The sequence below is a fragment of the Streptomyces sp. NPDC014891 genome (assembly GCF_043081085.1).
In the GTDB taxonomy this organism is placed as follows: Bacteria; Actinomycetota; Actinomycetes; order Streptomycetales; family Streptomycetaceae; genus Streptomyces.
On record NZ_JBIBWF010000001.1, the window covers coordinates 489,543 to 512,007 of the forward strand.

A 22,465-nucleotide genomic window follows, 5' to 3' on the forward strand; every position below is an offset into this window, starting at 1 on the left:
CCTCCCGGGGCCCGGGGGCGCCTACAGTCCGACGTCCCGGGCCCGCACGTCCTCCGGCGTCTCCCTGCGCACCAGGAGGCGCGCGCGGCCGTCGAGGACGGCGACCACGGGAGGGCGGCCCACGAGGTTGCACGAGGAGGCCGTCGAGAGGTGGTACACGCCGGCCACGGGGACCGCGAGGAGGTCGCCCGGGCGGGTGTCGGCGGAGCCGGGGCTCCCTCGCGTCTTTCCGCAGGTGGGAGGGCCGTACGTATTCCCGTTGAGCCATCGGACTTCCCATGGCAGCCATGGGATTCCGCATTGGAAAGGTCTCCGGGACGGGGCTACGTTCGAGGACATCGCCACACCGGCGGCCCGCGAGGGCGCCGGTGCACCGCTCCTCGGGCCGGAACCCGGCCCGCACCCTCCCGGGAGAGCCCTCATGCCGCAGATCCTCTTCGTGTTGACCGGTACCGACTTCTGGACCCTGGCCGACGGGACGAAGCACCCGACCGGCTTCTGGGCCGAGGAGGCGGCCGCGCCGTACCGGGCGTTCACGGCCGCCGGGTACGAGGTCGTCGTCGCCACTCCCGGCGGCGTCGTCCCGACCGTCGACCGGAGCAGCCTCGCCCCGGAGTTCAACGGCGGCCAGGAGGGCGCCGACGAGGTCGCCGCCGTCCTGGACTCGTTCACCGCGCTCCGGCACCCGGTCCGTCTGGAGGACGTGGACCTGGCCGACTACGCGGCCGTGTTCTACCCGGGCGGACACGGCCCCATGGAGGACCTCGCGGTCGACGCCGCCTCCGGCCGGCTGCTGGTCGACGCCCTGGACTCCGGCAAGCCGCTGGCCGTCGTCTGCCACGGTCCGGCCGCGCTGCTCGCCGCCGTCAGGGACGACGGCACCAACGCCTTCGCCGGCTACAAGGTGGCCGCGTTCACCAACGACGAGGAGGCGCAGTCCGGCTTCGCCGACAAGGCGAAGTGGCTGCTGCAGACCCGGCTCGTCGAGGCCGGCGTCGACGTCCAGGCCGGCGAGCCGTGGGCGCCGAAGGTGGTCGTCGACCGCAACCTCGTGACCGGCCAGAACCCGGCGTCCTCGGCCCCGCTCGCGGACCGGGTCCTGAGGGAACTGGGCTGAGACGACCGGTTGTACGGGCCGCCCGTCCGGGCGGCCCCGGGCGGACCGACGCCCCGCACCCCTCGGGGTACGGGGCGCCGGTCCGCACCCCGACGGGGGTGCGGGGTGCAAGCGCCTCCGTACCCATAGGCCCGCCGGTAGGCTTCCCGCGTGAGGCATACGGATCCTGATGGACGACCGGGCGGCGCCGCCCGCTCCGGCGCGGCGGCCCGCGGAGCCGGTGGCCCGGCCCGCGAAGCCGGTCGCGCGGCCGACGGCGCCGGTGGCCCGGCTCACGAGCCCCGACACCAGGCCCAGGAAGCGGGTCGCCCAGCCCACGGCGCTGGTGGGGCGGCCCACGGCGCTGGTGGGGTGGCGCCCGATCTGAACCTGTTGCGCACCTTCCTCGCGGTCTACCGCTCGGGCTCGTTCACCGCGGCCGCCGGGCTGCTGGGGCTGTCGCAGCCCACGGTGACCACCCAGATCCGGTCCCTGGAGCGGCGGACGGGCCGCGAGCTGTTCGAACGGCTGCCGCGCGGGGCGGCCCCGACCTCCGTGGCCCACGATCTGGCGTCCCGCGTCGCGGCACCCCTCGACGCGCTCGCCGCCGCGACCGGCCAGGACAGCGCACCCGACGAACCGGCCGCGCCCGTGCACCTGGCGGGCCCCGCCGAGCTGCTCTGCACCCGGGTCCTGCCGGCCCTGGCGCCCCTGGCGGCGGAGGGCGTGCGGCTCAGGATCACACCGGGCCTGACCGAGCCGCTGCTCGACGAACTCCGCGCGGGGCGCCATGACCTGGTGATCGCGACCTTCCGGCCGCGCGGGCGGGCGCTGACCGCCGTGCCGCTGACGGACGAGGAGTTCGTCCTCGTCGCCGCCCCCGTCTGGGCCGATCTCCTGGGGGACCGGGTGGCCGCCGAGGGGCCGGCGGCCCTGCACGCCGTCCCGCTGGTCGCGTACGCCGAGGACGTGCCGATGGCTCGCCGGTACTGGCGTCATGTCTTCGGCAGCCGGCTCTCCCGCCCCGCCGCCGTCACCGTGCCCGACCTCCGCGGTGTCCTGGCGGCCGTGGCCGCGGGGGCCGGCTTCACCGTGCTGCCCCGCTACCTGTGCGCGGCCGAACTGGCCTCGGGCTCGCTCGTCGCCCTGCACCGGCCGGACGACCCGCCCATCAACACCGCCTACCTCGTCCAGCGTCCGGGACGCCCGGCCGCCCCCGGCGTCACCCGCGTCCGCAACCTCCTGATCGAGGCCGGGCGCTCCTGGTGACAGTGCGACAGGGGTCGGAACGGGCTCGCGCGGGAGGGCGTCAGCAGACCGGGCCGGGGCGCGCCGCCGTCGCCTTCAGGAGGTCGCGTACCAGGTCGTAGTCGATGTGCTCGGGCTTCCTGAAGCGCAGGCACCCCTTGCCCATGTCCTGCCCCGCGAGCCGCTCGGCGAAGGCGTCGCGGACGTCGCCGCGCATCAGGTAGAAGGAGACGTACTGCTTCTGGCCGGCGAAGGCGATCTGAGCGCTGCCGTCCCGCGTGTAGACCGGCATGCCGTACGCCATCGCCTCGGTGAAGCCGTCCAGTTCCCGGCGGCACAGCTCCCGCAGCCGCCGCAGGGCGGCCTGTTGGGGCGCGGGCGCCTCGGCCAGGTATTCGTCGACGTCCTCCGCCTTGCTCTGCACCATGGGACGAGCCTACCGACCGGAGGCCTCCACGGCCCGGCCGGCGAGCAGCCCCGCGTCGTCGCCCGCCCTGCGGCGGGGCACCGCCGGTGGCACCGCACCGCGACGGCGCCCGCACGGGGTGCGGGCGCCGTCGACGACGGTCGCCGTCAGGAGGACGAGTCCGCCGGGGCGGTCCGGGTCAGCCCCGGACGATGTTCTCCGCCTGCGGGCCCTTCTGGCCCTGGGTGATGTCGAAGGTCACGGCTTCGCCCTCGGTCAGCTCGCGGTAGCCGTTGCCCGAGATGTTGGAGTAGTGGGCGAAGACGTCCGGTCCGCCGCCGTCCTGGGCGATGAAGCCGAAGCCCTTCTCGGAGTTGAACCACTTCACGGTGCCGCTGGCCATGCTCGTCCTTCTGGTCAGTCCGGCGACGGTCCGGGGTGGGGCCGTCGCGACGCCCTTCCACGGGCGCCACTCGGGTCTTCCCCCGCCACATCGCCGCCTACACCCACCGATCCGATCTTGTTACATCCGAAGCGGCGGCCGAGGGCCGACGGGGCCCGGCGGGGTCAGCCGGCGGTGCCGCCGGCCGGCGCGGGCGCGGTCCGCGGGCGGAGCACCATGAGCCCGTCCTCCGGGGTCGCGACCATGGCGAAGGGGAACCGGTCGAGCTCGACGCAGAGGGCCACGTCGTCGGGGTGGGCGCCCTGGCGCACCCCTTGCGTCAGTTCGGCGGCGGCGCGTGACGCGCCCGCCCGGCCGAGGAACGCGGCGGGGTCGGTCGCGGTCCCGGCGGCCCTCCGGGCGATGTACTGCGCGCACGCCAGGTCCTCCTCCGCCCGGCCGCCCTCCCCCGTGACCACGTAGGTGACGCGGTCGTGGCCCCCCGACCGGAGGACCCGGGCGGTCGCCTCCGCGACGACGAAGCCGGCGCACAGGACCAGGGAGGCGTCCCGGACCGCGAGGGCGCCGACCGTACCGGCCGTGGTCTTCTGCACGACGGTCCGCCCGCCGAGGTCGAGGGTGCGCAACAGGCCCGGCGAGTTGACGGCGTCGAAGCCGGGCGCGGGCGGGCCGTCCTTGAGCGCCACCCACTCCGGGTGGCGGGCCTTGAGGGCGAGCGCGTCGTCGAGCGACTCCGCGAGGACGATCCGCTCCGCCCCTCGCGCGAAGGCCCAGGCGGCCACCGTGTAAGCGCGCATGACGTCGATCACGACCGCCACCGACGGCACGTCGGTCAGTTCTTCGATCCCGAGGAAGCGAGCGTCCATCCGTCCATGATCGCCCATGGGGGCGTCACCGCGTGCACGGTCCACGAGACATCGCGCCCAGGGACGCACCGCCGGGGGCTTCGCGACTGCCCGGCCGGTCGGGCGCGACCTCGGCTCACCTGTTCACGATCTTGCGCACGTTCTCGATGTCGCCGCATCCCGAGGCGAGTTGACCGGCGCGCTCCTCCAGGAACGCCGTCGCCAGTTCGGCCCGCCGCTCGTCGGGGACGTTCTCCCTGGCGCCGTTGAGGATCGTGCGCTCCTCCTCGTCGAGATGGTGCGTGACGGCCTCCACGAGGTCCTCCAGCTTCGCGTCCCACTGGTCGGAGCCGACCTCCTCCACCTCCAGCAGGGCGAGGAGCGCCTCGTTCCCCTCGGCGTGCTCCTCCGAGCCGTGCTCCACCTCGTCGTCGTCGATGTCGCGGAAGCGCTTGAGCGCCCCGTACACCTTGGCCTCCTCGGCCTCGCCGTGCGCCACGAGCAGGGCGGAGAACTCCTCCAGCGCGGCGGCGCGGTCGGACTCGACGCTCCGCATGCGGCGGAACAGGTCCTCCATGGTGCGGTGGTCCTCCAGGATGACCGCGACGACATCCCGGGCTTCCTTGCTTCCGTGGCTCACGTCGTTCTCCCTGCTCATCGGCGATTCCGGCCCTCTCCTGGCGAAGCCATCATGGCCGGGGGTCCTCGGTCCGGCGGCTACCCCCGCGCCTCCGGGTCAATCGCGCCACCCGTCCGGGTGAGGGGCAGGTGGTAGAGGGCGAAGGCGCGGCCGATCACGGGCTGGGCGACGTTGCGGACGCGGACGCCGCCGGCCGTCAGGCCGTGCTCCGTGCCCAGGTGGGCGTGTCCGTGGACGGCGAGGTCGGCGCCGGACGCGTCGATGGCCTCCGCGAGGAGGTAGCTGCCCAGGAAGGGGTGGATCTCCGTCGGCTCGCCCGCGAGCGTGTCGGGGACCGGCGCGTAGTGGGTGAGGGCGATCCTGGCCCGGCACCCGTCCGAGGCCAGCTCCGCGAGGGCCCGGTGCAGGCCGTCGGCGGCACGGCGCGCGGTCCGGACGAACTCCTTCATCACGGGTTCGCCGAACTCGCCCGCGCTGCGGCCGGCGAAGCCTCCGCAGAATCCCTTGGCACCGGCGATCCCGACCGTGCCGCCGCCGACCGGGAGGGTCACGCTCGCGCCCTCCAGGACGCTGACGCCCGCACCGGTGAGGACGCGGGCCACCTCCTCCTCCTGGTCCGCGTGGTAGTCGTGGTTCCCGAGGACCGCGACGACCGGGACGCCCAGGTTCCGCACCTCCTCCGCGACCACCTCCGCCTCGGCGACCGTGCCGTGACGGGTGAGGTCCCCGGCGAGCAGGAGGACGTCGGCGCAGAGCGGCAGGGTCGCGAAGGAGGGCCGCAGCAGGCCCCCGGACTCCTCGCCCAGGTGGATGTCGCCGACGGCCGCCACCCGCACCACGGGCCCCTCGTGCGCCCCGTGCGCTCCCTGCCCTCCGCCAGATGCCGGTCCTCCGCCCCGTTCGGGCGCGCCCGGCCCGCCGGGACTCACCGCAGCTCCTCGAGACGGTCGGGCGGATCCGCGCCGGCGACCACGAGGTCCTCGTGGAACGGGATCCCCGCCAGCTCGGCCTCCGCGATCCGGAGGATCTCGTCCCGGCGGTCGGCCGTCGGGAGGGTACCCGTCAGGAGGACGACCTCCCCGCGCACCTCGATCCGGACACCGAGTTCCGCCACCTCGCCGTGCGTGAGCCGCTCCCTGAACCGGGCGATCTGGTACCCGTACTCCCCGCCGCTCATCCTGCGCTCCCTTCCCGGGACGCCCCGGCGTCCCCCACGGTGGCGAACGGCGCCGTACCGAGGTGCTGGAGGAGGTCGGCCGGATCGTCGTACACGGCGACGGCGCCCGCCTCGCGCAGGTCCGCGCGCGGAAGGCCGCCGCACAGGAGGCCGACGGGGACGACACCCGCGTGCCGGGCCGCTTTCATGTCCCACACGCTGTCCCCGACGAACACCGCCTGCTCCGCCGACGCGCCGACCAGCGAGAGCGCGTGCTCGATCGGGTCGGGCGCGGGTTTGCCCTCGGCCACGTCGTCGGAGGTGGCCGTGGCCGCGATCGCGTCGTCCGCGTCCAGCGCCGCGCGCAGGGCCTCCAGTTCCCGGTCCTTCGCCGAGGTCACCAGGACCACCTGCCAGCCGCTGCCCACGAGGGTCCGCAGCAGGTCCGCCGCGCCCCCGAAGGCCCGGAGCCGCTCGAACCACGTGCCGTACACGGTGTCGTGGGCGGCGCTGAGGCGATCGTCCTCCGACCGGTCCCGGTCGGGGCCGAGCAGATGGTCCAGCAGCTTCTCCCCGGGCAGTCCGATCGCCCGGTGGACGGCATGCGTGGGGATGGGGTGGCCGCTCTGCCGCAGTCCCTCCCACCAGGCGACGACGTGCAGGGCATTGGAGTCGACGAGGGTTCCGTCGACGTCGAAGAGCGCGGCGCGGTTCATGTCTGCGGCTCCTTGGGGCGGCGGGTGTTCCTGGTCGGCGCGCCCCTCCGGACCGTTCCCGGAGCGGGTACGGGGCACGGGCGGGCCCTTCGTCACAGCCGGTCGTCGGGCGGGGGCGGCAGCGGCCACGCCTCCTTCGCCTCCTGCGGGGTCGGCCGGACCGGGGTGTCGCCGCCGGTCTCCGGTGCGCCCGCGCGTGCGGCCCCACCGGGGCGGACCGGACCGCGCCGGGCGCCGGGCGCGTGGGCGTGCTCCTCGACGTGGCTCTTGAACCGCTTCAGGTCTCCCTTGACCCGGCGGTCCAGCACGCCCATCACATGGGCCGCCTTCTCCGCCATGCCGTGGGGCTCGACCTCCAGGGCGACCCGGACCCGGGTGTGCGCCTCGTCGAGGGACTGGAAGCTGACGACGCCCTCCTGCCGGACGTCCCCGGCCACCGTGCGCCACGCGACGCGTTCGCCGGGGCGCCGGTCGACGATCTCGGTGTCGAACTCGCGCCGCACCCCGGCTACCCTGGTCCGCCAGTGACTGTGCCGGTCGTCGGTCCGCCGGACCTCCTCGACGCCCTCCATGAACGTCGGGAAGTCCTCGAAACGGGTCCACTGATCGTACGCGGCCCCGAGCGGGACGTCCACGTCGATCGTCTGCTTCACCGTCGTGCTCATGGCCCTTCCTCCTCCGCACCTCGCGGGCAGCCGCGGTCACCCCCGCGGCTACCCGTCCCCCCACCCCTCATGCGTGCCCGCACGCCGGCGGCGCGCCTCCGGTGATTGGGGACGGGCGATCCGGGAAGTCGCGCGGTGTCGACGCAGTCGCTACGACGGGAGCGGACATGAACCTCGTGGAGGGCCGGGCCTCTCAGGCGGAGGGGGGAGCGGGCGACCGCACGGTCGCGCTGCCCGTGGACCACACCCAGGCGATCCTGGAGACGACGAAGGAGGTCGGCGCCGTCCTCAAGGCGTCCGGGCTTCCGTTCGCGCTGGTCGGCAGCGTCGCCGTGTACGCGCACGGCATCCCCGTCCGCCTCCAGCACGACACCGACTTCGCCGTACGGCGGGAGGACGCCGACGCCGTCACCGCGGCCCTGGTCGAGCACGGCGTACGGATCGTCGACCCTCCCGAGGACTGGCTGGTGAAGGCCCGCTCGGGCGGGGAGAACATCGACCTGATCTTCTCCCTCGCGGGCCGGCCGGTCACCGCCGAACTCCTCGCCAGGGCCGCGACCCTCCCCGTGGACTCCGTCCACATGCCGGTGCTCGACCCCACCGACCTCGTGGTCTCCCGGCTCCTCGCCCTGTCCGAGCACCACTGCGACTTCGGCCCCCTGCTGCCCGTGGCCCGCGGGCTGCGTGAGCGCGTCGCCTGGGCACGCGTACGCGAGGAGACCGACGGCGCGCCCATGGCCGCCGCGTTCCTGTACCTGCTCGAACTCCTCGACGTCCTGCCGCGCGGCGAGGACGCCCCGGAACGCCCGTCCCCCACACCCGATCCGCCGGGACCGGTGTTTACGCCGCCGGAAAACGGCTAACCGCGAGACAACGAGACCAGAGAGCGAGGCACACCATGATCCTCCTCGGAGTCATCCTCCTCATCATCGGATTCGCCGCCGGCATCTCGATCCTGTGGACCATCGGCATCATCCTGGTCGCCATCGGCGCCGTCCTGTGGATCCTCGGAGCCCTCGGACACGCCGTGGGCGGCCGGCGCCACTACTGGTGACCTCCTCCGGGCGGGGCGCGCCCGGTCGGCGGACCGCCGGAGAGTAACCCCGGCCCCGTACAGCCGTTGGGCGTGGCGTGCAGACGTCAGCAGCCCACGCCCCCCAGTCCGTCGCCGCGGTCGGCGAGCCCGAACCCCTCCCCCTCCTCCTCTCGGAGGAACGGGGGCGGGCGGCCCGCAGACTCCTGGGCCACGTCGCCTCGCTGCCCCTCCCCGGACCCGAGGCCCGGCTCTTCGCCGTCATGGTGACGATCCGGGCCGCGCGGGGCGGCGTGGGCAACGTCACCGGGATGGACCTGAACGCCCTCCGGCTGAGTGATCCGCACGAGGCCGTCACCGCCCTCCGAAGCCTCGGATGGCAGATCGCGGACACGGTCTTCGACAGCGGTCCCGCGGCTCCGCCGACCCCCGTGACCGTCCCCGAACTGTCCACCGAGGTCGACCACCCCCTTCCCCTGGGACGGGAGAGCCGCTCCCGCGTGTCGGGATGGACGGCGAAGACCATGTCGGCCAAGCCGCTCAGGAAGCTGCCCCCGGCCGCGCGGCTCGCGGCCCTGTACCTCGCCGCCCACGGCACCGCAGGGCGGCTCGCACCCCTTCCCGCGGACCTCCCCGCCGCGTGCCTGCCCACCCTTCCGGCCCTTCTGGAGAAGGGCTTCCTCGCCGAACTCTCCGGCGACGCCTACCGCCTCGACCCGCGGGTGGGTCATCTGGCGGGAGTGCGCGTGCCCGCCGAGGACGACGACGCCGCCGGGTCGGGAGACCGCTCCCCCGCCGCGCGCAGGAGGTTCCGGTTCGACCCGGAGGCCTGGGCGGCGTGGAAGGACGCCGCCAGCCCCGCCCTCCGCCGGCACGTCGAAAGCGTCGAGGGCTGCGCCCTGTGCGCGTTGACCGTCCCTGCGGTCGCCCAGGCCTTCACGACGTCCGCCCCGGCCGGCCCCGCGGCCCCGCCCGCCCTGGTGCGTCTCCGGCAGTGGCGGGAGGGGCACCCCGCCCCGGGCCCGGAGGCCGCCGCGTTCACCGTGGACTTCCGCGCCCGGCACGGCCACGGCCCGTCGTTCCGGCAGCTGGGCAGGGGCATGGGCTGGAAGGTGAGCCGCGAGGTCCGCGGCCTCGTCGTCGAGCACCTGGTGCGGGACGGCTGGCTCACGGGTACCGGCAGCGTTCCCTGGACCCTGCGCCCCGGGCACGCCGCCCAGGAGCAGGGCATCACGCTGCCGGCCGCCCGCGCGGCGGGGACCGCGGAGACCCCGGTTCCGCGCCCCACGTAGCCGCGGGCGGCGTGTCCGACGCCGACGGGAGGCTGCGGGCCGGTCGGCCGGGCCGGGGCATGGGTCGGCCGGGCCGGGGCAGGCGGAATCCGGGCGGGCGAAGCACCGCCGCGCACCGAGCACGGAGAAGGGGACGGCGGAGCTCAGCAGCCGGCGTCCCCCGCCTACCGGAGGAGTTGATTGCGCGTGACCGAGAACGTGTGGAGCTACAAGTCCAGCGCGGGCCACCTGTCCGGTATCGATCTGACGGGCTACAAGGTCGAGGCGACCGACGGCAGCATCGGGAAGGTGGACAAGCACTCCGACGAGGTCGACGACGCCTATCTGGTCGTGGACACCGGTGTCTGGATCTTCGGCAGGGAGATCCTCCTGCCGGCCGGCACCGTGGTCCGGATCGACACGGAGGAGCGGAAGATCTTCGTCGACGGGACGAAGGAGCAGATCAAGGACGCACCGGAGTTCCAGCGCGACCTCCATCTGCACGACCCCGACTACCGCCGCGAGCTGAGCACGTACTACGTGATGGGCGGCCCGTTCGGCAACCGCCTGGTCTGAGAACGGCGTTCGCCCGGGCGGGTCCGACCCGCGCCGGACCGATCGCACCGCGAGGCCCGGACTCGACGAGTCCGGGCCTCCGGCACACCCGCGCGACCGCTCCCGCCGTCATACGGGCCCCACGAGAATGGCCTGACAGGTACATGACGGATCGGGTGGTGGCGGCATACCGTCGAGGAGCCCCGGAGGACGGGCGGTCCGACCGCCCCGGGTCGGACCGGACCCACGCCCGCCTCCCGCACTCCCGGTCCCGCCGGGACCGGGTCCCCCACGAGTGAAGGAGCAGCATGCCGCTCTACACATGGCTGAGGACGGCCACCGCCTCCGTCGCGGTCGTCCTGGCGACGGCGACGGCGACGACGGCGCACGCCGCACCCGCCCCGACGGGCGAACCGGCGACGGCGGGCGCGGCCGCCGTGGTGACACTTCGCTACGACGACAGCCGGGCCGGAGGCTGGGAGGCCGCCATCGCCGCGGGCGTCGCCTCCTGGAACGCCCACGTCGACAACGTGAGGCTGGTCGAGGCCGCGCCGGGCACCCGGGCGGAGATCGTGATCGTGGCGACCACCGGATGGCCGCAGGCCCAGCTGGGTCCCGTGCGTCCGGGCCGGCAGGTCCGGGTCGAACTCGGGAGCCAGGCCGTGACCCAGGGGTACGACAAGACCCGCATCGCCGCCCATGAGCTCGGACACAGCCTCGGCCTCCCGGACACCAAGCCCGGCCCGTGCTCGCAGCTCATGTCGGGGTCGAGCGCCGGCACGGCCTGCCTGAACGCCGTCCCCAACGCGACCGAGCAGGCCCGGGTGGAGTCCTTCTACGCGAACGGGGCGGCCGCGCGCTTCGCGGTCGACGGCCGGGTCCTGGTCGACGCCCCGTAAGCCGCAGCCCGTGGTGCGGGGTCGGTGGACCGGCCGGTCCACCGACCCCGTGCCCCTCCCCCGGCCGCCAGGACGCGGCCCGGGGAGCGTCCGGAGATCACCGGACGTCGTCGCGCTGCCCCCACGGGGACCCGTAGGCGGTGAGCAGGTCGAGGAAGGGCCGCGGCGGAAGGGCCTCCGGGCCGAGGACGCCCTGCCCGGTCCAGGCGCCGGTCGCCAGCAGCTCCAGGGCGACGACGGGGTTGACGGCCGTCTGCCAGACGACGGCCTGCGAGCCGTACTCCTTCATCGACCACTGGTTGTCGACGACGTGGTACAGGTACGTCTCGCGGGGCGCCCCGTCCTTCGTGCCCTTCACCCACGTGCCGGCGCAGGTCTTGCCGGTCATCCGCTCGCCCAGCGTCGCCGGGTCGGGGAGGCAGGCCGCGACGACGTCGCGCGGCGAGACCCCCACCGGGCCGTCCCCGCCGGGCACCGTCACCTCGGCGGTGGAGTCGAGGCCGAGTTCGTGGAGCGTCTTGAGCTTGGCGATGAAGTCGTCGCCGAGTCCGTACTTGAAGGTCACGCGCCGCGCGTCGACCCAGCGCGGGACCAGCAGCACCTCCTCGTGCTCCACGTTCACGCACTCCACCGGCCCGATGCCCTCGGGGAAGTCGAACACCTCGGGCTCGCTGAACGGGGCGGTGGTGAACCAGCCCCGCTCCCGCTCGTAGACCACGGGCGGGTTGAGGCACTCCTCGATGGTGGTCCAGATGCTGAAGGACGGAGCGAAGTCGTAGCCCTCGACGGTCAGGTTCGCGCCGTCGCGGATGCCGATCTCCTCGATCTCGTCGAAGAGTTCGTCGGCGGCGTAGCGGGCGAACACGTCGGACAGCCCCGGCTCGACGCCCATGCCCACCAGGGCCACCCGGCCGCTCTCCTCCCAGCGCCCCGCCAGTTCGAACTGCTCGTCGCCGAGCTTCACGCCGCACTCCTCGTACGGGCGGTCCGGATGGGGCGCCGAGAGGGACATGGCCATGTCCAGGTAGTGGGTACCCGCCTCCAGGGCGGCCCGGAAGAGCGGCATCACGAACCTGGGGTCGGTGGCGTTGAGCAGCACGTCGCAATCGTGCTCGGCGAGCGCCCGGCGCACCGCCTCCTGGTCGGAGGCGTCCAGGCGGAGCGCGCTGAAGCGGTCGCCGTGCCCGCCCAGGGCGGCGACGGCGGCCTCGGCCCGGGCCAGGTCGTAGTCGGCCACCACCATGTGACCGAGGAAGTCCCTGCGGGCCGCGATGCGGGTGGCGGCGGTGCCGACACCGCCCGCGCCGACGAGAAGTACGCGCACGTCATTCAACCTTCCTTGCGGGAGGCGGACGCCTCCGGGCAGGGCTGATGCAACGGGAGGGGACAGGTTAAGGTCAATGGCGTTGGCATAAGGCGTGTCGCGGGCCGTGTCGCGGGCCGGGACGCGCGTTCGGGGGCTCGCGACCGCCGCACGGAGGGCGGGTCCGCCGGGCGACGGGCCCGCGACGGGGCGGCGGAGGCGAGGGAGCGGGCGTGGCGAAGCAGGTGGTACCGGAGGGCGCGCGCCGTCGGCGGCGGCCCACGCACGGCGGGGCCGTGCTGTCGGAGGAGATCTACGTGCGGGCGGCCCTGCGCGTGCTGCGGGAGCACGGGGGCGCCGGGTTGACGGCCCGCCGCCTGGGGACGGCGGTCGGCGCCGACCCCAGCACCCTCTACCGGTACTTCGCCGGGATGGACGACCTGACCCGTGCCATCGGCGACGAGCTGATGGGCCGGGCGCTCGACGGATGGGCGGAGACCGGGGTCTGGCGGGCGGACCTGCGGGCCCTCGGGCTGGCCGTCCACGCCTCGTACCTCGCCCATCCGCAGGCGGCGGTGCTCACCGCCAGCCGGGTGAGCGGCCGGCCGCGCGAGATCGCGGTGGACGAGACGGTCCTCGGCATCCTGCGGGGCGCCGGGCTGTCCGACCCGGCGGCGGTCCGCACGTTCCACGCGTTCATCGACCAGAGCCTCGCCTTCGCCGCCCTGGACGCGGGTTCACTGGCCCTGACCGACGAGGCGCGCGCCGAGGACGAGGCGATGTGGCGGTCGACCTACGCGCGTCTGCCGGCGGCCTCGCACCCGCACATCGCGGCCACGGCGGAGCACCTCGCCCGGAGCATGCCGCACAGCGCCTACCCGGCGGTCCTGGAGATGCTGCTCGACCACACGGCCGCGCAGCTCGCGCGGGACGGGGCCTGACGTCACGTCCCGGCGCCCGCGGGCGCCAGCGTGTACGTCCGGGAGGACGTGTAGAACCCGAGGGCCGCCCTGCCCTGCTCGCGCGGACCGTGGCCGGACCGCTTCGCCCCGCCGAACGGCAGGTGGAAGTCGACGCCCGTGGTGGGGGCGTTGATCCGGATCATGCCCGTGTCGACGAGGTCCAGCCCGTACAGGGCCGCGTCGAGGTCGGCGGTGTGGACCGAGGTGACGAGGCCGTAGGGGACGGAGTTGGTGATCCGCACCGCGTGGGCGAGGTCGTCGGCGGGGAGCAGGGCGGCGACGGGGCCGAAGACCTCCTCCTGGAGCAGCCGGTCGTTCGGCGGGACCTTCTCGACCACGGTCGGGGCCGCGTACCAGCCGGGTCCGTCGGGCACGGTGGTGCCGGCGAGGACGGGGAGCCCCTGCCAGGACTCGGCCACCCGGTCCCGCGCGGCTTCGTGCACGAGCGGTCCGCAGACGGTCACCGGGTCGGCCGGGTCGCCGGTCCGGATCGCGCGGAAGGCCTCGGCGAGGGCCTCGCGCAAGGGGTCGAGCGCGGCGCCGACCGCGACGATCCGGCTGGTGGCGGTGCACTTCTGCCCGGCGAATCCGGCGACGGCGGCGGCGATGTGGGCCGCGGCCCGCCCGATGTCCGCGTCGGGCAGGACGATCGCCGCGTTCAGACCGCCCATCTCGGCCTGCGCGGGGACTCCCCGGGCCGTCGCCTCCCGGACGACGGCCCGCCCCACCGGAGTGGAGCCGGTGAAGGAGACGACGTCGGCCGTGGAGACCAGGGCGTGGCCCTCGGTGGGTCCGCCCGGCAGCACGGTGAACACCCGCTCCGGCAGGGCCTTCTCGACGATCTCGCCGAGCCGCAGGGCGCACGCGGTGGCCTCGGGCGCCGGCTTGAGGACGACCGTGTTGCCGACCGCGAGCGCGGGCGCGGCCTTCCAACTCGGGATGGCGAAGGGGAAGTTCCAGGGGGTGACGAGCCCGGCGACACCGTGCGGGCGGCGCCGGTGGAGGAGGAGCCCGGGGCCGGTCGCGGTCTCGTGGACGGATCCGGTGGGCTCGAAGGGCGCCTGGGCGTGGTAGCGCCAGACGGCGATCGTGCGGGCGACCTCGGCGCGGGCTTCGGCGACGGGCTTGCCGACCTCCCGTACGGCGAGGGCGGTGAGTTCGTCGGCGGCGGCCTCCAGCGCGGCGGCGACGGCGCCGAGCCCGGCCGAGCGGGCGGCGGCGCCGGCGCGCAGCCAGCCCGGCTGGGCGTCCCGGGCCCGCTCGACGGCGTCGGCGACGGCGAACGCGCCCGGCGCCGGCAGGCGCAGGAGGACGTCGGCGGGGTCCGACGGATTGCGGGACGTGAGGGTGGACCTGTCGGTGCTCACAGCAGGAAGCCTCCGGGGAAGGGGTCGTCCGGGTCGAGGAAGTACTGGGCGGTGCCGGTGAGCCAGGCGCGGCCGGTGACGGTCGGGACGACGGCGGGCAGGCCGCCGACCTCCGTGGCGGCGGTGAGCCGGCCGGTGAACCGGGTGCCGATGAAGGACTCGTTGACGAAGTCGCGGTCGAGCGGGAGTTCGCCGCGGGCGTGGAGCTGGGCCATGCGCGCGCTGGTGCCGGTGCCGCACGGCGAGCGGTCGAACCAGCCGGGGTGGATGGCCATGGCGTGCCGCGAGTGCGTGGCGTCGGAGCCGGGGGCGGTCAGGTAGACGTGCTTGAGCCCGGCTATCTCGGGGCGGGTGGGGTGCGCGGGGCGGTCCGGGGATGCGTTGATCGCGTCCATGACCGCGAGTCCGGCGGCGAGGAGGTCGTCCTTGCGGTCACGGTCGAAGGGCAGGCCGAGGTCGTCGAGGGGGACGAAGGCGTAGAAGTTGCCGCCGAAGGCGAGGTCGTAGGTGACCTTGCCGTGCCCGGGGACGTCGACCGTGCGGTCCAGGCCGACGCTGAAGGCGGGCACGTTGGTGAAGGTGGCGGACTTCGCCGCGCCGTCCTCGACCCGTACGTCGACGGAGACCAGGCCGGCCGGGGTGTCCAGGCGGACGGTGGTGACCGGTTCGACGACCGGGACCATGCCGGTCTCGACGAGGACGGTGGCGACGCCGATGGTGCCGTGTCCGCACATCGGCAGGAGGCCCGAGACCTCGATGTACAGGACGCCGTAGTCGGCGTCGGGCCGGGTGGGCGGCTGGAGGATCGCGCCGCTCATCGCCGCGTGGCCGCGCGGTTCGCACATGAGGAGGGTCCGAAGGTGGTCGAGGTGCTCGATGAAGTGGAGCCTCCGTTCGGCCATGGTGGCGCCGGGGATCACCCCGACGCCGCCGGTGACGACCCGGGTGGGCATTCCCTCGGTGTGGGAGTCGACTGCGTGGAAGACGTGACGGGTACGCACGGGGTTCCTCTCGGTGGACGGTCGGGACGGCCGGCGGCCGGGTCGCCCCGGCGGGGGGCGGCCCCGGTCGGGGCTCCCCGGTGGTCGGCGGGCCCGCGGGGGTGCCGTCAGCGGTGGCCGTCGGCGACGGCCTTCTCGGTGGCGAGGCGTACGGCGGTCGCCGTCGCGCCGCTGAGCGGGAGGCGCGGGGGGCGGCTGGGACCGCCGCGACGGCCGGCGATGTCCATGGAGAGCTTGATGCACTGGACGAACTCGACCTTGGAGTCCCAGCGCAGCAGGGAGTGCAGCGAGGAGTAGAGCGGCCGGGCGGTGGCCAGGTCGCCGGCCACGGCGGCCCGGTACAGCTCGGCGCAGGTCGCGGGGAGGGCGTTGGGGTAGCCGGCGACCCAGCCGACCGCCCCGGCCGTCGCCAGCTCCAGGAGGACGTCGTCGGCACCGATCAACAGGTCCAGTTCGGGCGCGAGTTCGGCGATCTCGTATCCCCTGCGGACGTCGCCGCTGAACTCCTTCACGGCGACGATGCTGCCGTCGGCGTGGAGCCCGGCCAGGAGGCGCGGGACGAGGTCGACCTTGGTGTCGATGGGGTTGTTGTAGGCGACGACCGGGATGCCGACCCCGGCCACCTCCGCGTAGTGGGCGCGCACCGAGGGCTCGTCGGCGCGGTACGCGTTGGGCGGCAGGAGCAGCACGGAGCCGCATCCGGCCGCGGCGGCGTCCTCGGCCCAGCGGCGGGACTCGGCGCTGCCGTAGGCGGCGACGCCGGGCATGACGCGCGCGCCGTCGCCCGCGGCCTCGACGGCGGTGCGGACGACCCGGGCGCGCTCGTCGGCGGTGAGGGTCTGGTACTCGCCGAGGGAGCCGTTGGGGACGACGCCGTCGCAGCCGTTGGCGAGGAGCCAGGCGACGTGCTCGGCGTAGGCGTCGTAGTCGACGGTGAGGTCGTCCTTGAAGGGGAGGGTGGTGGCGACCATGATGCCGCGCCAGGGGCGGTCGGCGGTCCAGAGCGTGCTGTTCACGGCGGCGATCCTTTCGGTGGGGTGCGAGTGCTGGGGGTTCTGTCGATCAGGGCGGATCAGGGAGCGGGGTCTGGTCGGCACGGCACCCCCTGGCGGGTAGTGGGCTCGGCCGGTTCTCCGGCGGGGGGCGGGCCGTCGAGCGCGGCCAGCGTCGCCAGGGGGACGGGGACGGCGAACGGGCGCCGTTCGGCAGGTGGTTCGGGGGTGGCTCCGGCGGCCGCGAGGCAGGACACGGCGGTCCCGCACACGCGTCCCTGACACCAGCCCATGCCGGCGCGGGTGAGGAGTTTGACGGTGCGTGCGTCGCGTGCGCCGAGGTCGGAAACGGCCGCGCGGACGGCGCCGGCCGGGACCTCCTCGCAGCGGCAGACATCCGTGTCGTCGGTCAGCCACTCCGGCCAGCCGGGGCCCGGGGCGTGCGCCGCGGACATGAGGTCGGCGAAGGCCCGCAGGCGGTCCCGGCGCCGCCGGAGCCCCGCGGCCGCCCCGGCTCCGGCGCGGTCGCCGAGGAGCCGGGCGGCGATCGCCCGGCCCGCCAGTTCGCCTTCGGTGCGGGCGAGTTCGGCTCCGCCGACGCCCCCGGTCTCGCCCGCGGCCCACAGGCCCGGCACCGAACTCTCCTGGTGGTCGTCCAGGGCCAGGCCCAGGGTGCCGTCGGGCCGTGCGCGGGTGGCGCAGCCGACGGTCACGGCCAGGTCGATCTGGGGCACCAGGCCGTGCCCGACGGCCAGCGCGTCGCAGGCGATCCGGCGCCCCGTCCCCGGGACGGGGCGCCACGCCCGGTCGACGCGGGCGACCGTGACGGCCTCCACCCGGTCGGTGCCGTGGACCTCGGTCACGGCGCTGCCGAGGCGTACGGGGACACGGTGGCGGACCAGGGCGGCGGTGTGGACGAGTGCCTCGACCGCCTTGCGCGGGTTGCCCGCGAGCACGCGGGGCGCCCGCCCGTACCGCAGGTACCCCGCCGCCTCGACCAGCGCGGGCACCCGGGCGCCCGCGGCGGCGAGGGAGGAGGCCACGGCGAGCAGCAGCGGTCCGCTGCCGGCCACGACGACGCGCCGGCCGGGCAGGACCAGGCCGGACTTGAGCATGGCCTGCGCTCCCCCGGCGCCCACGACTCCGGGCAGGGTCCAGCCGGGGAAGGGCAGGTGGCGTTCGTACGCTCCGGTCGCGAGCAGCAGCGCACGGGCCCGGATGCGCACGGGGGTGTCCGCGGTGCCGTCGGGGCCGGTGAGGGCGTGGGCCGACCAGGTGCCGTCGGCCTCCCGTACGAGGGACCACACGTGGTGGCCCGCCAGGTGGTCGACGCGGCCGGCCGCGAGGCGGCGGCGCAGATCGGCGAAGGCGGACCAGCCGTGGTGGAGCGCCTCGGGCCGGTTCGCGCCCAGCCCGGGGGCCGGGTGCCGGTAGTACTGGCCGCCCGTCTGCTCCGAGGAGTCCGCGAGGGCGACCGAGAGTCCGCGTTCGGCGGCGGTGGCGGCGCCGGCGAGCCCGGCGGCGCCCGCGCCGACGACCAGCAGGTCGTAGGGCGCGCCCGGGGCGGATGCGATGGGCGGGGCGGGCGTTGCCGCGTCCTGGGGGTCAGACGCCGAGCCGGTCATGGCCGTGTCCTTCCTGGGTGGTGATCGCGTCGCCGGGGCGGGCCGGTACCAGGCAGGCACGGCGGTTGGGCTCTCCGTTGACGGTGGCGAGGCAGTCGTGGCACTGGCCGATGCCGCAGAACGCGCCGCGCGGGCGTGCTCCGTCCCGGGTGGTGCGCCAGGCCAGGATGCCCGCGCCCCAGAGGGCCGCGGCGAGGGTCTGGCCCGGCAGGGCGGTGACGGGCCGGCCGTCGAAGGTGATCTCGAACGGCGGGTCGGGCTGTGCCCCGACGAGGCCGATGGGGGTGCGGGCCACGGGCCCTCCTCTCGTGACGGTGGGTGCGGGCCTCAGGGGGCGGCGGTGTCGAACCGCTCGGGGCGGAACGGGTGTGCGTCCAGGGGAGGTCGGGTGCCCGTGAGGGCGGCCGCGACGAGTCGTCCGGTGGCCGGTGCGAGGCCGATCCCGGCGCCCTCGTGGCCGCAGGCGTGCAGCAGTCCGGGGACGCGCGGGTCGGGCCCGATGGCGGGGAGGTGGTCCGGCAGGTAGGGGCGGAAGCCGGGGTAGGTCCGGATCGCTCGCACGCCGCCGAGGACCGGGAAGAGCGCGGTGGCCCCGGCGGCGAGACGGCGCAGCACCTCGGTGGAGAGCGTCCGGTCGAAGCCGACGCGCTCGCGGCTGGCGCCGATGAGGACGGGTCCCGCGGGGGTGCCCTCGACGACGGCGGAGGTCTGGAGGGCGGCGGAGCCGCTGGCCACGTCGGCGACGTAGTCGGCGGCGTACACCTTGTGCCGGACGACGCGGGGCAGGGGTTCGGTGACGAGCACGAAGCCGCGGCGGGGAAGGACGGGGAGGTGGACTCCGGCGAGGGCGGCGAGGGCGCCGCCCCAGGTACCGGCGGCGTTCACGACGTGCGGGGCGTGGAGTTCGCGGGTGGCGGTCCGCACCCCGCGGACCGCCCCGCCCGCGCCGGTGAGGAGGCCGGTGACCTCTTCACCGAGCGCGAGGCGGACCCGGTCGCCGGCGGCTCGGAGGAGCTGCGCGGCGGCGTGGGCGGGCATCACCTGGGCGTCCTGGGGGTAGTGGAAGCCGCCGGGGAGGCCCGGTGCGAGGTGGGGCTCCAGGTCGTGGAGCCGGTCACCGGACACCTCGCGCGCGACGACGCCCGCCTTCTCCTGGCGGGCGGCGAACGCGCGCAGGGCGTGCAGTCCCGGGGCGTCGGAGGCGACGACGAGGCCGCCCTTGGCCTCGTACTCGACGGACGGCGGGAGCCGGTCGGCGAGTTCGGTCCACAGTGCGGTGGAGAGGAGGGCGAGGTCCAGTTCGGGGCCGGGCTCCTTGTCGGAGACCAGCAGGTTGCCCTCGCCCGCTCCGGTGGTGCCGCCCGCGACGGGACCCCGGTCGACGACGGTGACGGAGAGGCCGGCGAGGGCCGCGTAGTGGGCGCAGGCGGCGCCGACGACGCCGGCGCCGACGACGATGACGTCCGAGGTTTCTCTCGTGGGCACGGCAGTAATATTTCACATGGCACTGACTCTGCCAAGATCCTCGACAGGACTGGTACGGGAGTTCTTCCGTACGCCCCGCGGTGAGGAACTCCCGCACCCGGGGCGGTGCGGGCGACGCGCCGGGCCGGTCCCCTCCCGTGGAGGGGACCGGCCCGGGCGGGAGGGGACGGCTCAGCTGCGGAGGGGGCCCTCACAGCGGTAACTCGACGTGCCGGCGACCCTGTTGGCCCAGATGTCGACGACGCCGAAGGAGCAGTTCATGTCGGCCAGGTTGTTCGAGGCGGCGCCCGCGCGGTCGAGCAGGAAGTAGTCGACCGTCTCGGACATGTCCTTGAAGGTCCGGTCCGCGTTGCCCGCGTCGGACAGGTTGGCGGTGATCCGGCCGGTGCAGACGAAGCGGCGCTTGCCCGGGTCGCCGTTCTCCACGCAGTCGGGGGTGTTGGAGGTGGCGGTGGCGAAGGCGGACCTCACGGAGGCCGGGGCGGAGTCCCGCAGCTGCGCGTTCGGGGTGAACGTGGTGTGGGGGACGAAGAGGCTGTCGACCTGGGCGATCTGGGCGTCGAGGAAGCGGTCGTAGGCGCTCTGGAGGCCGGCGTCGCCGCCGAGGCGGGTGCGCCAGGCGTCGTATCCGGCGACGTCGTCGTTCCGCAGATGGGTGTACATCTCGCGGATCAGCGAAGGCCGTTCGGTCCAGAGGAACTCGAAGAACGTGCCGGCGTAGTTGTAGAAGCGGAAGCCGTCGCCGTCGTAGGTGGCGTTGAGGATCTGCCGGAGGTTCATCCGGGGGCCGCCGCCGGCCGTGTCGCCGATGATGCCGCGGACCAGGGACTTGCGGACCTTGATGCCGTCGTCGCGGGTGGCGCCGTCGAAGAACTCGGCCGTGCCCTCGTCCATGAAGGTGGTGCGGTCGCCCTGGTACCAGGGCCCCTCGCCGAAGAAGCCGGGCACGGCGTAGCGGCCGTTGAGGTAGTGCGTGTACTCGTGACGGAAGAGCTCCTCGAGCGTCAGGGAGGAGTCCTGCGGGACACGGCGCTGGTAGGTGTAGAAGGTGGCGCCGCGCTCGATGTAGATGCCGCCGTTGTTCGTGTCCATCCCGGTCAGGACGGGGTGGTAGTTCTCGTAGTCGGCCCGGGATCCGTACAGGACGATGGTGAGGGTGGTGTGGGGGTCGCCGGCGAGCGGCTGCTCGCTGCCGAGCACGCGGTGGAACTGCGCCTTGACCTGCTTGCTCGCGTAGTACAGCTGGTCGACGGTGGCCCGGTCGAGTCCGGTGCGGACCTTGATCGCGCCGTTGTCGTAGGTGTACGTGTACGGGAAGATCTGCGCCTCGATGTCGGCCTTGCAGACGCCGTACGGCTTGCACGCGTCGAAGTAGTTGAGCCAGGAGACGACCTTGGCCCACTGCTGACCGCCCCGGCCGAAGGTGTTCACGACCTGGCCGAGGAGGCCGCCGAGGTCCGCGATGACGGCGGTCCGCAGACTGGGGATCTCGCCGAAGCGGCCGTACTCCCCCAGCGCGTCGCGGGCGACCCAGTCGTTCACGGTGCCCTTGAGGTGGGCGTACCCCACGAAGGCCTTGAAGACGGCGCGGTACGCGGGGTCGGCGGCGGCCGCGGCCTGGAAGGCGGCGTCCTGGTTGCCCGGGTAGACCCCCAGGTAGTTGACGGAGAGGGCGGCGAGCGCGGCCCCCGCCCAGGAGGGGTCGAGGTGGGTGGCGGGGTGGGCGGGGTCCATGGTGGCGAGGACCCGTTTGATCAGTCCGAGCTGGTGCTGCCGCAGTCCGGGGGCACTGGCCGCGTAGAGGGCCTCGCGCAGGGTGAGGGCGTTGCTCTTGGTGACGTCGAAGGTGCGTGCCGCGTCGCCGAAGTCGGCGACGGCCCGGCGGACCGCGTTCACGGTGGGTGCGTCGGTGGTGTCGATCTCGTCGCGTGCGTAGTCGTGGTAGGCGACGGCGTGCAGGTAGGTGAACATCTCCTCCAGGTGGGAGGAGTTGCGGCCGTCGTGGGCCGCGGCCAGACCTGATATCCGGCGTGCGACGGCCTGGACGTGGGCGTCGGACATGACGGGAGCGAGCCGGGCGTCCCAGGTCCAGACGAGTCCGCGCAGACAGCCGTCGGCGAGGACGGCGGGGTCGGCGAGGAAGTCGGCGAACCGCTCGGGGCCGAGCCCGGTGATCCCGTCGAGGGTGCAGGGGACGCCGGCGGCGGTCGTCCGGGGGGCGGCGGCGAGGCTCCGGGCGGCGGTCGCCGCCTCGGCCGGAGCCCGGCCCGGCACGCGGCCGGTGGCGAGCATCCCGGGGGCGGGGGCGGGCCCGAAGGTCCTGCGGGGCGCGGTGGCGAGGCGCTCCACCTCGTCGTACGGGTTGCCGCCGCGCTCGGCCCGGGGTCCCGGGGCGCCGGTGGACGCCGCGGGGACGGCGGCGGTACGGGCGTCCGCGTCGGCGGCGGACACTCCGGTCTGGCCCGAGGAGGCCAGCAGGGTGACCGCGACGGCGGAGGTGAGCAGGGACGCGCGCACGCGTCTGGGGATGGACAACAGAACTCCATGTGGGGTGGGGGTTCGTCAAGGGGATGTGACGAGAACTGTTGTGGTGCGCACGGTCTTTGACGAGGACTCATCAAGCCGTGTGCGGTGTAACATAGTAATGTGAAATTGCACTGACAACCCCTGAGTGCCCTTGAGTTGCCCGAGGTCCACCGAGGGGGTGCGCGACGCGACGGAACCCGGGTCCGCTTCATAGCCGTTTCCGGGCACCGTACGACTCACCCGATCACGGCTCGGGAGGCGTCGCGGAAGC

25 protein-coding genes and 1 pseudogene are annotated in these 22,465 nt (G+C 74.6%); 9 read left to right on the top strand and 17 right to left on the bottom strand.

Annotation, left to right across the window (positions count from 1 at the left end):
* Nucleotides 1-21: 21 nt before the first annotated feature.
* Nucleotides 22-204, bottom strand: a pseudogene (locus ACF09E_RS02105) (diaminopimelate decarboxylase); the annotation flags it as partial.
* Between the two features lie 217 nt (nt 205-421).
* Here ACF09E_RS02105 and ACF09E_RS02110 point away from each other — a divergent pair.
* The 3 genes from ACF09E_RS02110 to ACF09E_RS02120 all read left to right on the top strand — a co-directional run bounded on the left by ACF09E_RS02110 (nt 422) and on the right by ACF09E_RS02120 (nt 2,365).
* Nucleotides 422-1,117: a type 1 glutamine amidotransferase domain-containing protein gene (locus ACF09E_RS02110; RefSeq protein WP_392203402.1), complete on the top strand. Its 696-nt coding sequence runs from the start codon at nt 422-424 to the stop codon at nt 1,115-1,117.
* A 169-nt stretch (nt 1,118-1,286) separates the two neighbouring features.
* On the top strand, nt 1,287-1,484 hold the full coding sequence (locus ACF09E_RS02115; protein WP_392203403.1) for a hypothetical protein: 198 nt from the start codon (nt 1,287-1,289) through the stop codon (nt 1,482-1,484).
* Nucleotides 1,469-2,365, top strand: coding sequence for a LysR family transcriptional regulator (locus tag ACF09E_RS02120; protein ID WP_392203404.1), 897 nt, complete (start codon nt 1,469-1,471; stop codon nt 2,363-2,365). Before ACF09E_RS02115 ends, ACF09E_RS02120 begins: the two co-directional genes overlap by 16 nt.
* A gap of 40 nt (nt 2,366-2,405) precedes the next feature.
* Here the strand turns inward: ACF09E_RS02120 and ACF09E_RS02125 are convergent, their stop codons facing one another.
* The 8 genes from ACF09E_RS02125 to ACF09E_RS02160 form a co-directional block, all read right to left on the bottom strand.
* The gene (locus ACF09E_RS02125) at nt 2,406-2,771 is read right to left on the bottom strand and encodes a DUF1801 domain-containing protein (protein WP_392203405.1); all 366 of its coding nucleotides are present in this window, start codon (nt 2,769-2,771) and stop codon (nt 2,406-2,408) included.
* 178 nt (nt 2,772-2,949) lie between these two features.
* Nucleotides 2,950-3,153: a cold-shock protein gene (locus ACF09E_RS02130; RefSeq protein WP_030213732.1), complete on the bottom strand. Its 204-nt coding sequence runs from the start codon at nt 3,151-3,153 to the stop codon at nt 2,950-2,952.
* 164 nt (nt 3,154-3,317) lie between these two features.
* On the bottom strand, nt 3,318-4,019 hold the full coding sequence (locus ACF09E_RS02135; protein ID WP_392203406.1) for a 2-phosphosulfolactate phosphatase: 702 nt from the start codon (nt 4,017-4,019) through the stop codon (nt 3,318-3,320).
* A 115-nt stretch (nt 4,020-4,134) separates the two neighbouring features.
* Nucleotides 4,135-4,638, bottom strand: coding sequence for a hemerythrin domain-containing protein (locus ACF09E_RS02140; RefSeq protein ID WP_392203407.1), 504 nt, complete (start codon nt 4,636-4,638; stop codon nt 4,135-4,137).
* Nucleotides 4,639-4,715: 77 nt separating this feature from the next.
* A complete protein-coding gene (locus tag ACF09E_RS02145; RefSeq protein WP_392203408.1) occupies nt 4,716-5,477 on the bottom strand; it encodes a metallophosphoesterase in 762 nt (253 codons plus the stop codon).
* A gap of 86 nt (nt 5,478-5,563) precedes the next feature.
* Nucleotides 5,564-5,815: a hypothetical protein gene (locus ACF09E_RS02150; RefSeq protein WP_392203409.1), complete on the bottom strand. Its 252-nt coding sequence runs from the start codon at nt 5,813-5,815 to the stop codon at nt 5,564-5,566.
* Entirely contained in the window at nt 5,812-6,510 is a 699-nt protein-coding gene (locus ACF09E_RS02155) for an HAD family hydrolase (protein WP_392203410.1), read from the bottom strand. The genes ACF09E_RS02150 and ACF09E_RS02155 overlap by 4 nt, the downstream gene beginning before the upstream one ends.
* A gap of 92 nt (nt 6,511-6,602) precedes the next feature.
* Nucleotides 6,603-7,175: an SRPBCC family protein gene (locus tag ACF09E_RS02160; protein WP_392203411.1), complete on the bottom strand. Its 573-nt coding sequence runs from the start codon at nt 7,173-7,175 to the stop codon at nt 6,603-6,605.
* A gap of 167 nt (nt 7,176-7,342) precedes the next feature.
* Between ACF09E_RS02160 and ACF09E_RS02165 the strand changes: the two genes are divergently transcribed.
* The 5 genes from ACF09E_RS02165 (at nt 7,343) to ACF09E_RS02185 (ending at nt 10,933) form a co-directional block, all read left to right on the top strand.
* Nucleotides 7,343-8,038, top strand: coding sequence for a nucleotidyltransferase family protein (locus tag ACF09E_RS02165; RefSeq protein ID WP_392203412.1), 696 nt, complete (start codon nt 7,343-7,345; stop codon nt 8,036-8,038).
* A 35-nt stretch (nt 8,039-8,073) separates the two neighbouring features.
* Nucleotides 8,074-8,229: a DUF6131 family protein gene (locus tag ACF09E_RS02170; RefSeq protein WP_187283895.1), complete on the top strand. Its 156-nt coding sequence runs from the start codon at nt 8,074-8,076 to the stop codon at nt 8,227-8,229.
* Between the two features lie 77 nt (nt 8,230-8,306).
* The gene (locus ACF09E_RS02175; protein WP_392203413.1) at nt 8,307-9,500 is read left to right on the top strand and encodes a hypothetical protein; all 1,194 of its coding nucleotides are present in this window, start codon (nt 8,307-8,309) and stop codon (nt 9,498-9,500) included.
* A 186-nt stretch (nt 9,501-9,686) separates the two neighbouring features.
* Nucleotides 9,687-10,055, top strand: coding sequence for a PRC-barrel domain-containing protein (locus tag ACF09E_RS02180; RefSeq protein WP_392203414.1), 369 nt, complete (start codon nt 9,687-9,689; stop codon nt 10,053-10,055).
* Nucleotides 10,056-10,342: 287 nt separating this feature from the next.
* Nucleotides 10,343-10,933, top strand: coding sequence for a snapalysin family zinc-dependent metalloprotease (locus tag ACF09E_RS02185; RefSeq protein WP_392203415.1), 591 nt, complete (start codon nt 10,343-10,345; stop codon nt 10,931-10,933).
* 97 nt (nt 10,934-11,030) lie between these two features.
* Here the strand turns inward: ACF09E_RS02185 and ACF09E_RS02190 are convergent, their stop codons facing one another.
* The gene (locus tag ACF09E_RS02190) at nt 11,031-12,257 is read right to left on the bottom strand and encodes a saccharopine dehydrogenase family protein (protein ID WP_392203416.1); all 1,227 of its coding nucleotides are present in this window, start codon (nt 12,255-12,257) and stop codon (nt 11,031-11,033) included.
* Between the two features lie 212 nt (nt 12,258-12,469).
* Between ACF09E_RS02190 and ACF09E_RS02195 the strand changes: the two genes are divergently transcribed.
* Nucleotides 12,470-13,177 (top strand): TetR/AcrR family transcriptional regulator, encoded by a 708-nt coding sequence (locus tag ACF09E_RS02195; RefSeq protein ID WP_392203417.1) that lies wholly within the window; start codon nt 12,470-12,472, stop codon nt 13,175-13,177.
* 2 nt (nt 13,178-13,179) lie between these two features.
* Here the strand turns inward: ACF09E_RS02195 and ACF09E_RS02200 are convergent, their stop codons facing one another.
* The 7 genes from ACF09E_RS02200 to ACF09E_RS02230 all read right to left on the bottom strand — a co-directional run bounded on the left by ACF09E_RS02200 (nt 13,180) and on the right by ACF09E_RS02230 (nt 22,203).
* Nucleotides 13,180-14,565, bottom strand: coding sequence for an aldehyde dehydrogenase family protein (locus ACF09E_RS02200; protein WP_392203418.1), 1,386 nt, complete (start codon nt 14,563-14,565; stop codon nt 13,180-13,182).
* Entirely contained in the window at nt 14,562-15,566 is a 1,005-nt protein-coding gene (locus tag ACF09E_RS02205; RefSeq protein WP_392203419.1) for a proline racemase family protein, read from the bottom strand. Before ACF09E_RS02205 ends, ACF09E_RS02200 begins: the two co-directional genes overlap by 4 nt.
* Before the next feature lie 107 nt (nt 15,567-15,673).
* Nucleotides 15,674-16,537, bottom strand: a complete 864-nt coding sequence (locus ACF09E_RS02210) for a dihydrodipicolinate synthase family protein (protein WP_392203849.1) — start codon at nt 16,535-16,537, stop codon at nt 15,674-15,676.
* Nucleotides 16,538-16,638: 101 nt separating this feature from the next.
* On the bottom strand, nt 16,639-18,183 hold the full coding sequence (locus tag ACF09E_RS02215) for an NAD(P)/FAD-dependent oxidoreductase (RefSeq protein ID WP_392203420.1): 1,545 nt from the start codon (nt 18,181-18,183) through the stop codon (nt 16,639-16,641).
* Nucleotides 18,164-18,478, bottom strand: coding sequence for a (2Fe-2S)-binding protein (locus ACF09E_RS02220; protein ID WP_361859149.1), 315 nt, complete (start codon nt 18,476-18,478; stop codon nt 18,164-18,166). Before ACF09E_RS02220 ends, ACF09E_RS02215 begins: the two co-directional genes overlap by 20 nt.
* A 32-nt stretch (nt 18,479-18,510) precedes the next feature.
* A complete protein-coding gene (locus ACF09E_RS02225) occupies nt 18,511-19,668 on the bottom strand; it encodes an NAD(P)/FAD-dependent oxidoreductase (RefSeq protein WP_392203421.1) in 1,158 nt (385 codons plus the stop codon).
* Between the two features lie 171 nt (nt 19,669-19,839).
* On the bottom strand, nt 19,840-22,203 hold the full coding sequence (locus ACF09E_RS02230; RefSeq protein WP_392203422.1) for a collagenase: 2,364 nt from the start codon (nt 22,201-22,203) through the stop codon (nt 19,840-19,842).
* Nucleotides 22,204-22,465 lie beyond the last annotated feature (262 nt).

Excerpts from the sequence above, each read along its gene's own strand:
- ACF09E_RS02110 (WP_392203402.1), top strand. The coding sequence starts at position 422 with ATGCCGCAGATCCTCTTCGTGTTGACCGGTACCGACTTCTGGACCCTG.
- ACF09E_RS02115 (WP_392203403.1), top strand. The coding sequence starts at position 1,287 with ATGGACGACCGGGCGGCGCCGCCCGCTCCGGCGCGGCGGCCCGCGGAG.
- ACF09E_RS02125 (WP_392203405.1), bottom strand. The coding sequence starts at position 2,771 with ATGGTGCAGAGCAAGGCGGAGGACGTCGACGAATACCTGGCCGAGGCG.
- ACF09E_RS02130 (WP_030213732.1), bottom strand. The coding sequence starts at position 3,153 with ATGGCCAGCGGCACCGTGAAGTGGTTCAACTCCGAGAAGGGCTTCGGC.
- ACF09E_RS02135 (WP_392203406.1), bottom strand. The coding sequence starts at position 4,019 with ATGGACGCTCGCTTCCTCGGGATCGAAGAACTGACCGACGTGCCGTCG.
- ACF09E_RS02150 (WP_392203409.1), bottom strand. The coding sequence starts at position 5,815 with ATGAGCGGCGGGGAGTACGGGTACCAGATCGCCCGGTTCAGGGAGCGG.
- ACF09E_RS02155 (WP_392203410.1), bottom strand. The coding sequence starts at position 6,510 with ATGAACCGCGCCGCGCTCTTCGACGTCGACGGAACCCTCGTCGACTCC.
- ACF09E_RS02160 (WP_392203411.1), bottom strand. The coding sequence starts at position 7,175 with ATGAGCACGACGGTGAAGCAGACGATCGACGTGGACGTCCCGCTCGGG.
- ACF09E_RS02165 (WP_392203412.1), top strand. The coding sequence starts at position 7,343 with ATGAACCTCGTGGAGGGCCGGGCCTCTCAGGCGGAGGGGGGAGCGGGC.
- ACF09E_RS02170 (WP_187283895.1), top strand. The coding sequence starts at position 8,074 with ATGATCCTCCTCGGAGTCATCCTCCTCATCATCGGATTCGCCGCCGGC.
- ACF09E_RS02185 (WP_392203415.1), top strand. The coding sequence starts at position 10,343 with ATGCCGCTCTACACATGGCTGAGGACGGCCACCGCCTCCGTCGCGGTC.
- ACF09E_RS02210 (WP_392203849.1), bottom strand. The coding sequence starts at position 16,537 with ATGGTCGCCACCACCCTCCCCTTCAAGGACGACCTCACCGTCGACTAC.
- ACF09E_RS02215 (WP_392203420.1), bottom strand. The coding sequence starts at position 18,183 with ATGACCGGCTCGGCGTCTGACCCCCAGGACGCGGCAACGCCCGCCCCG.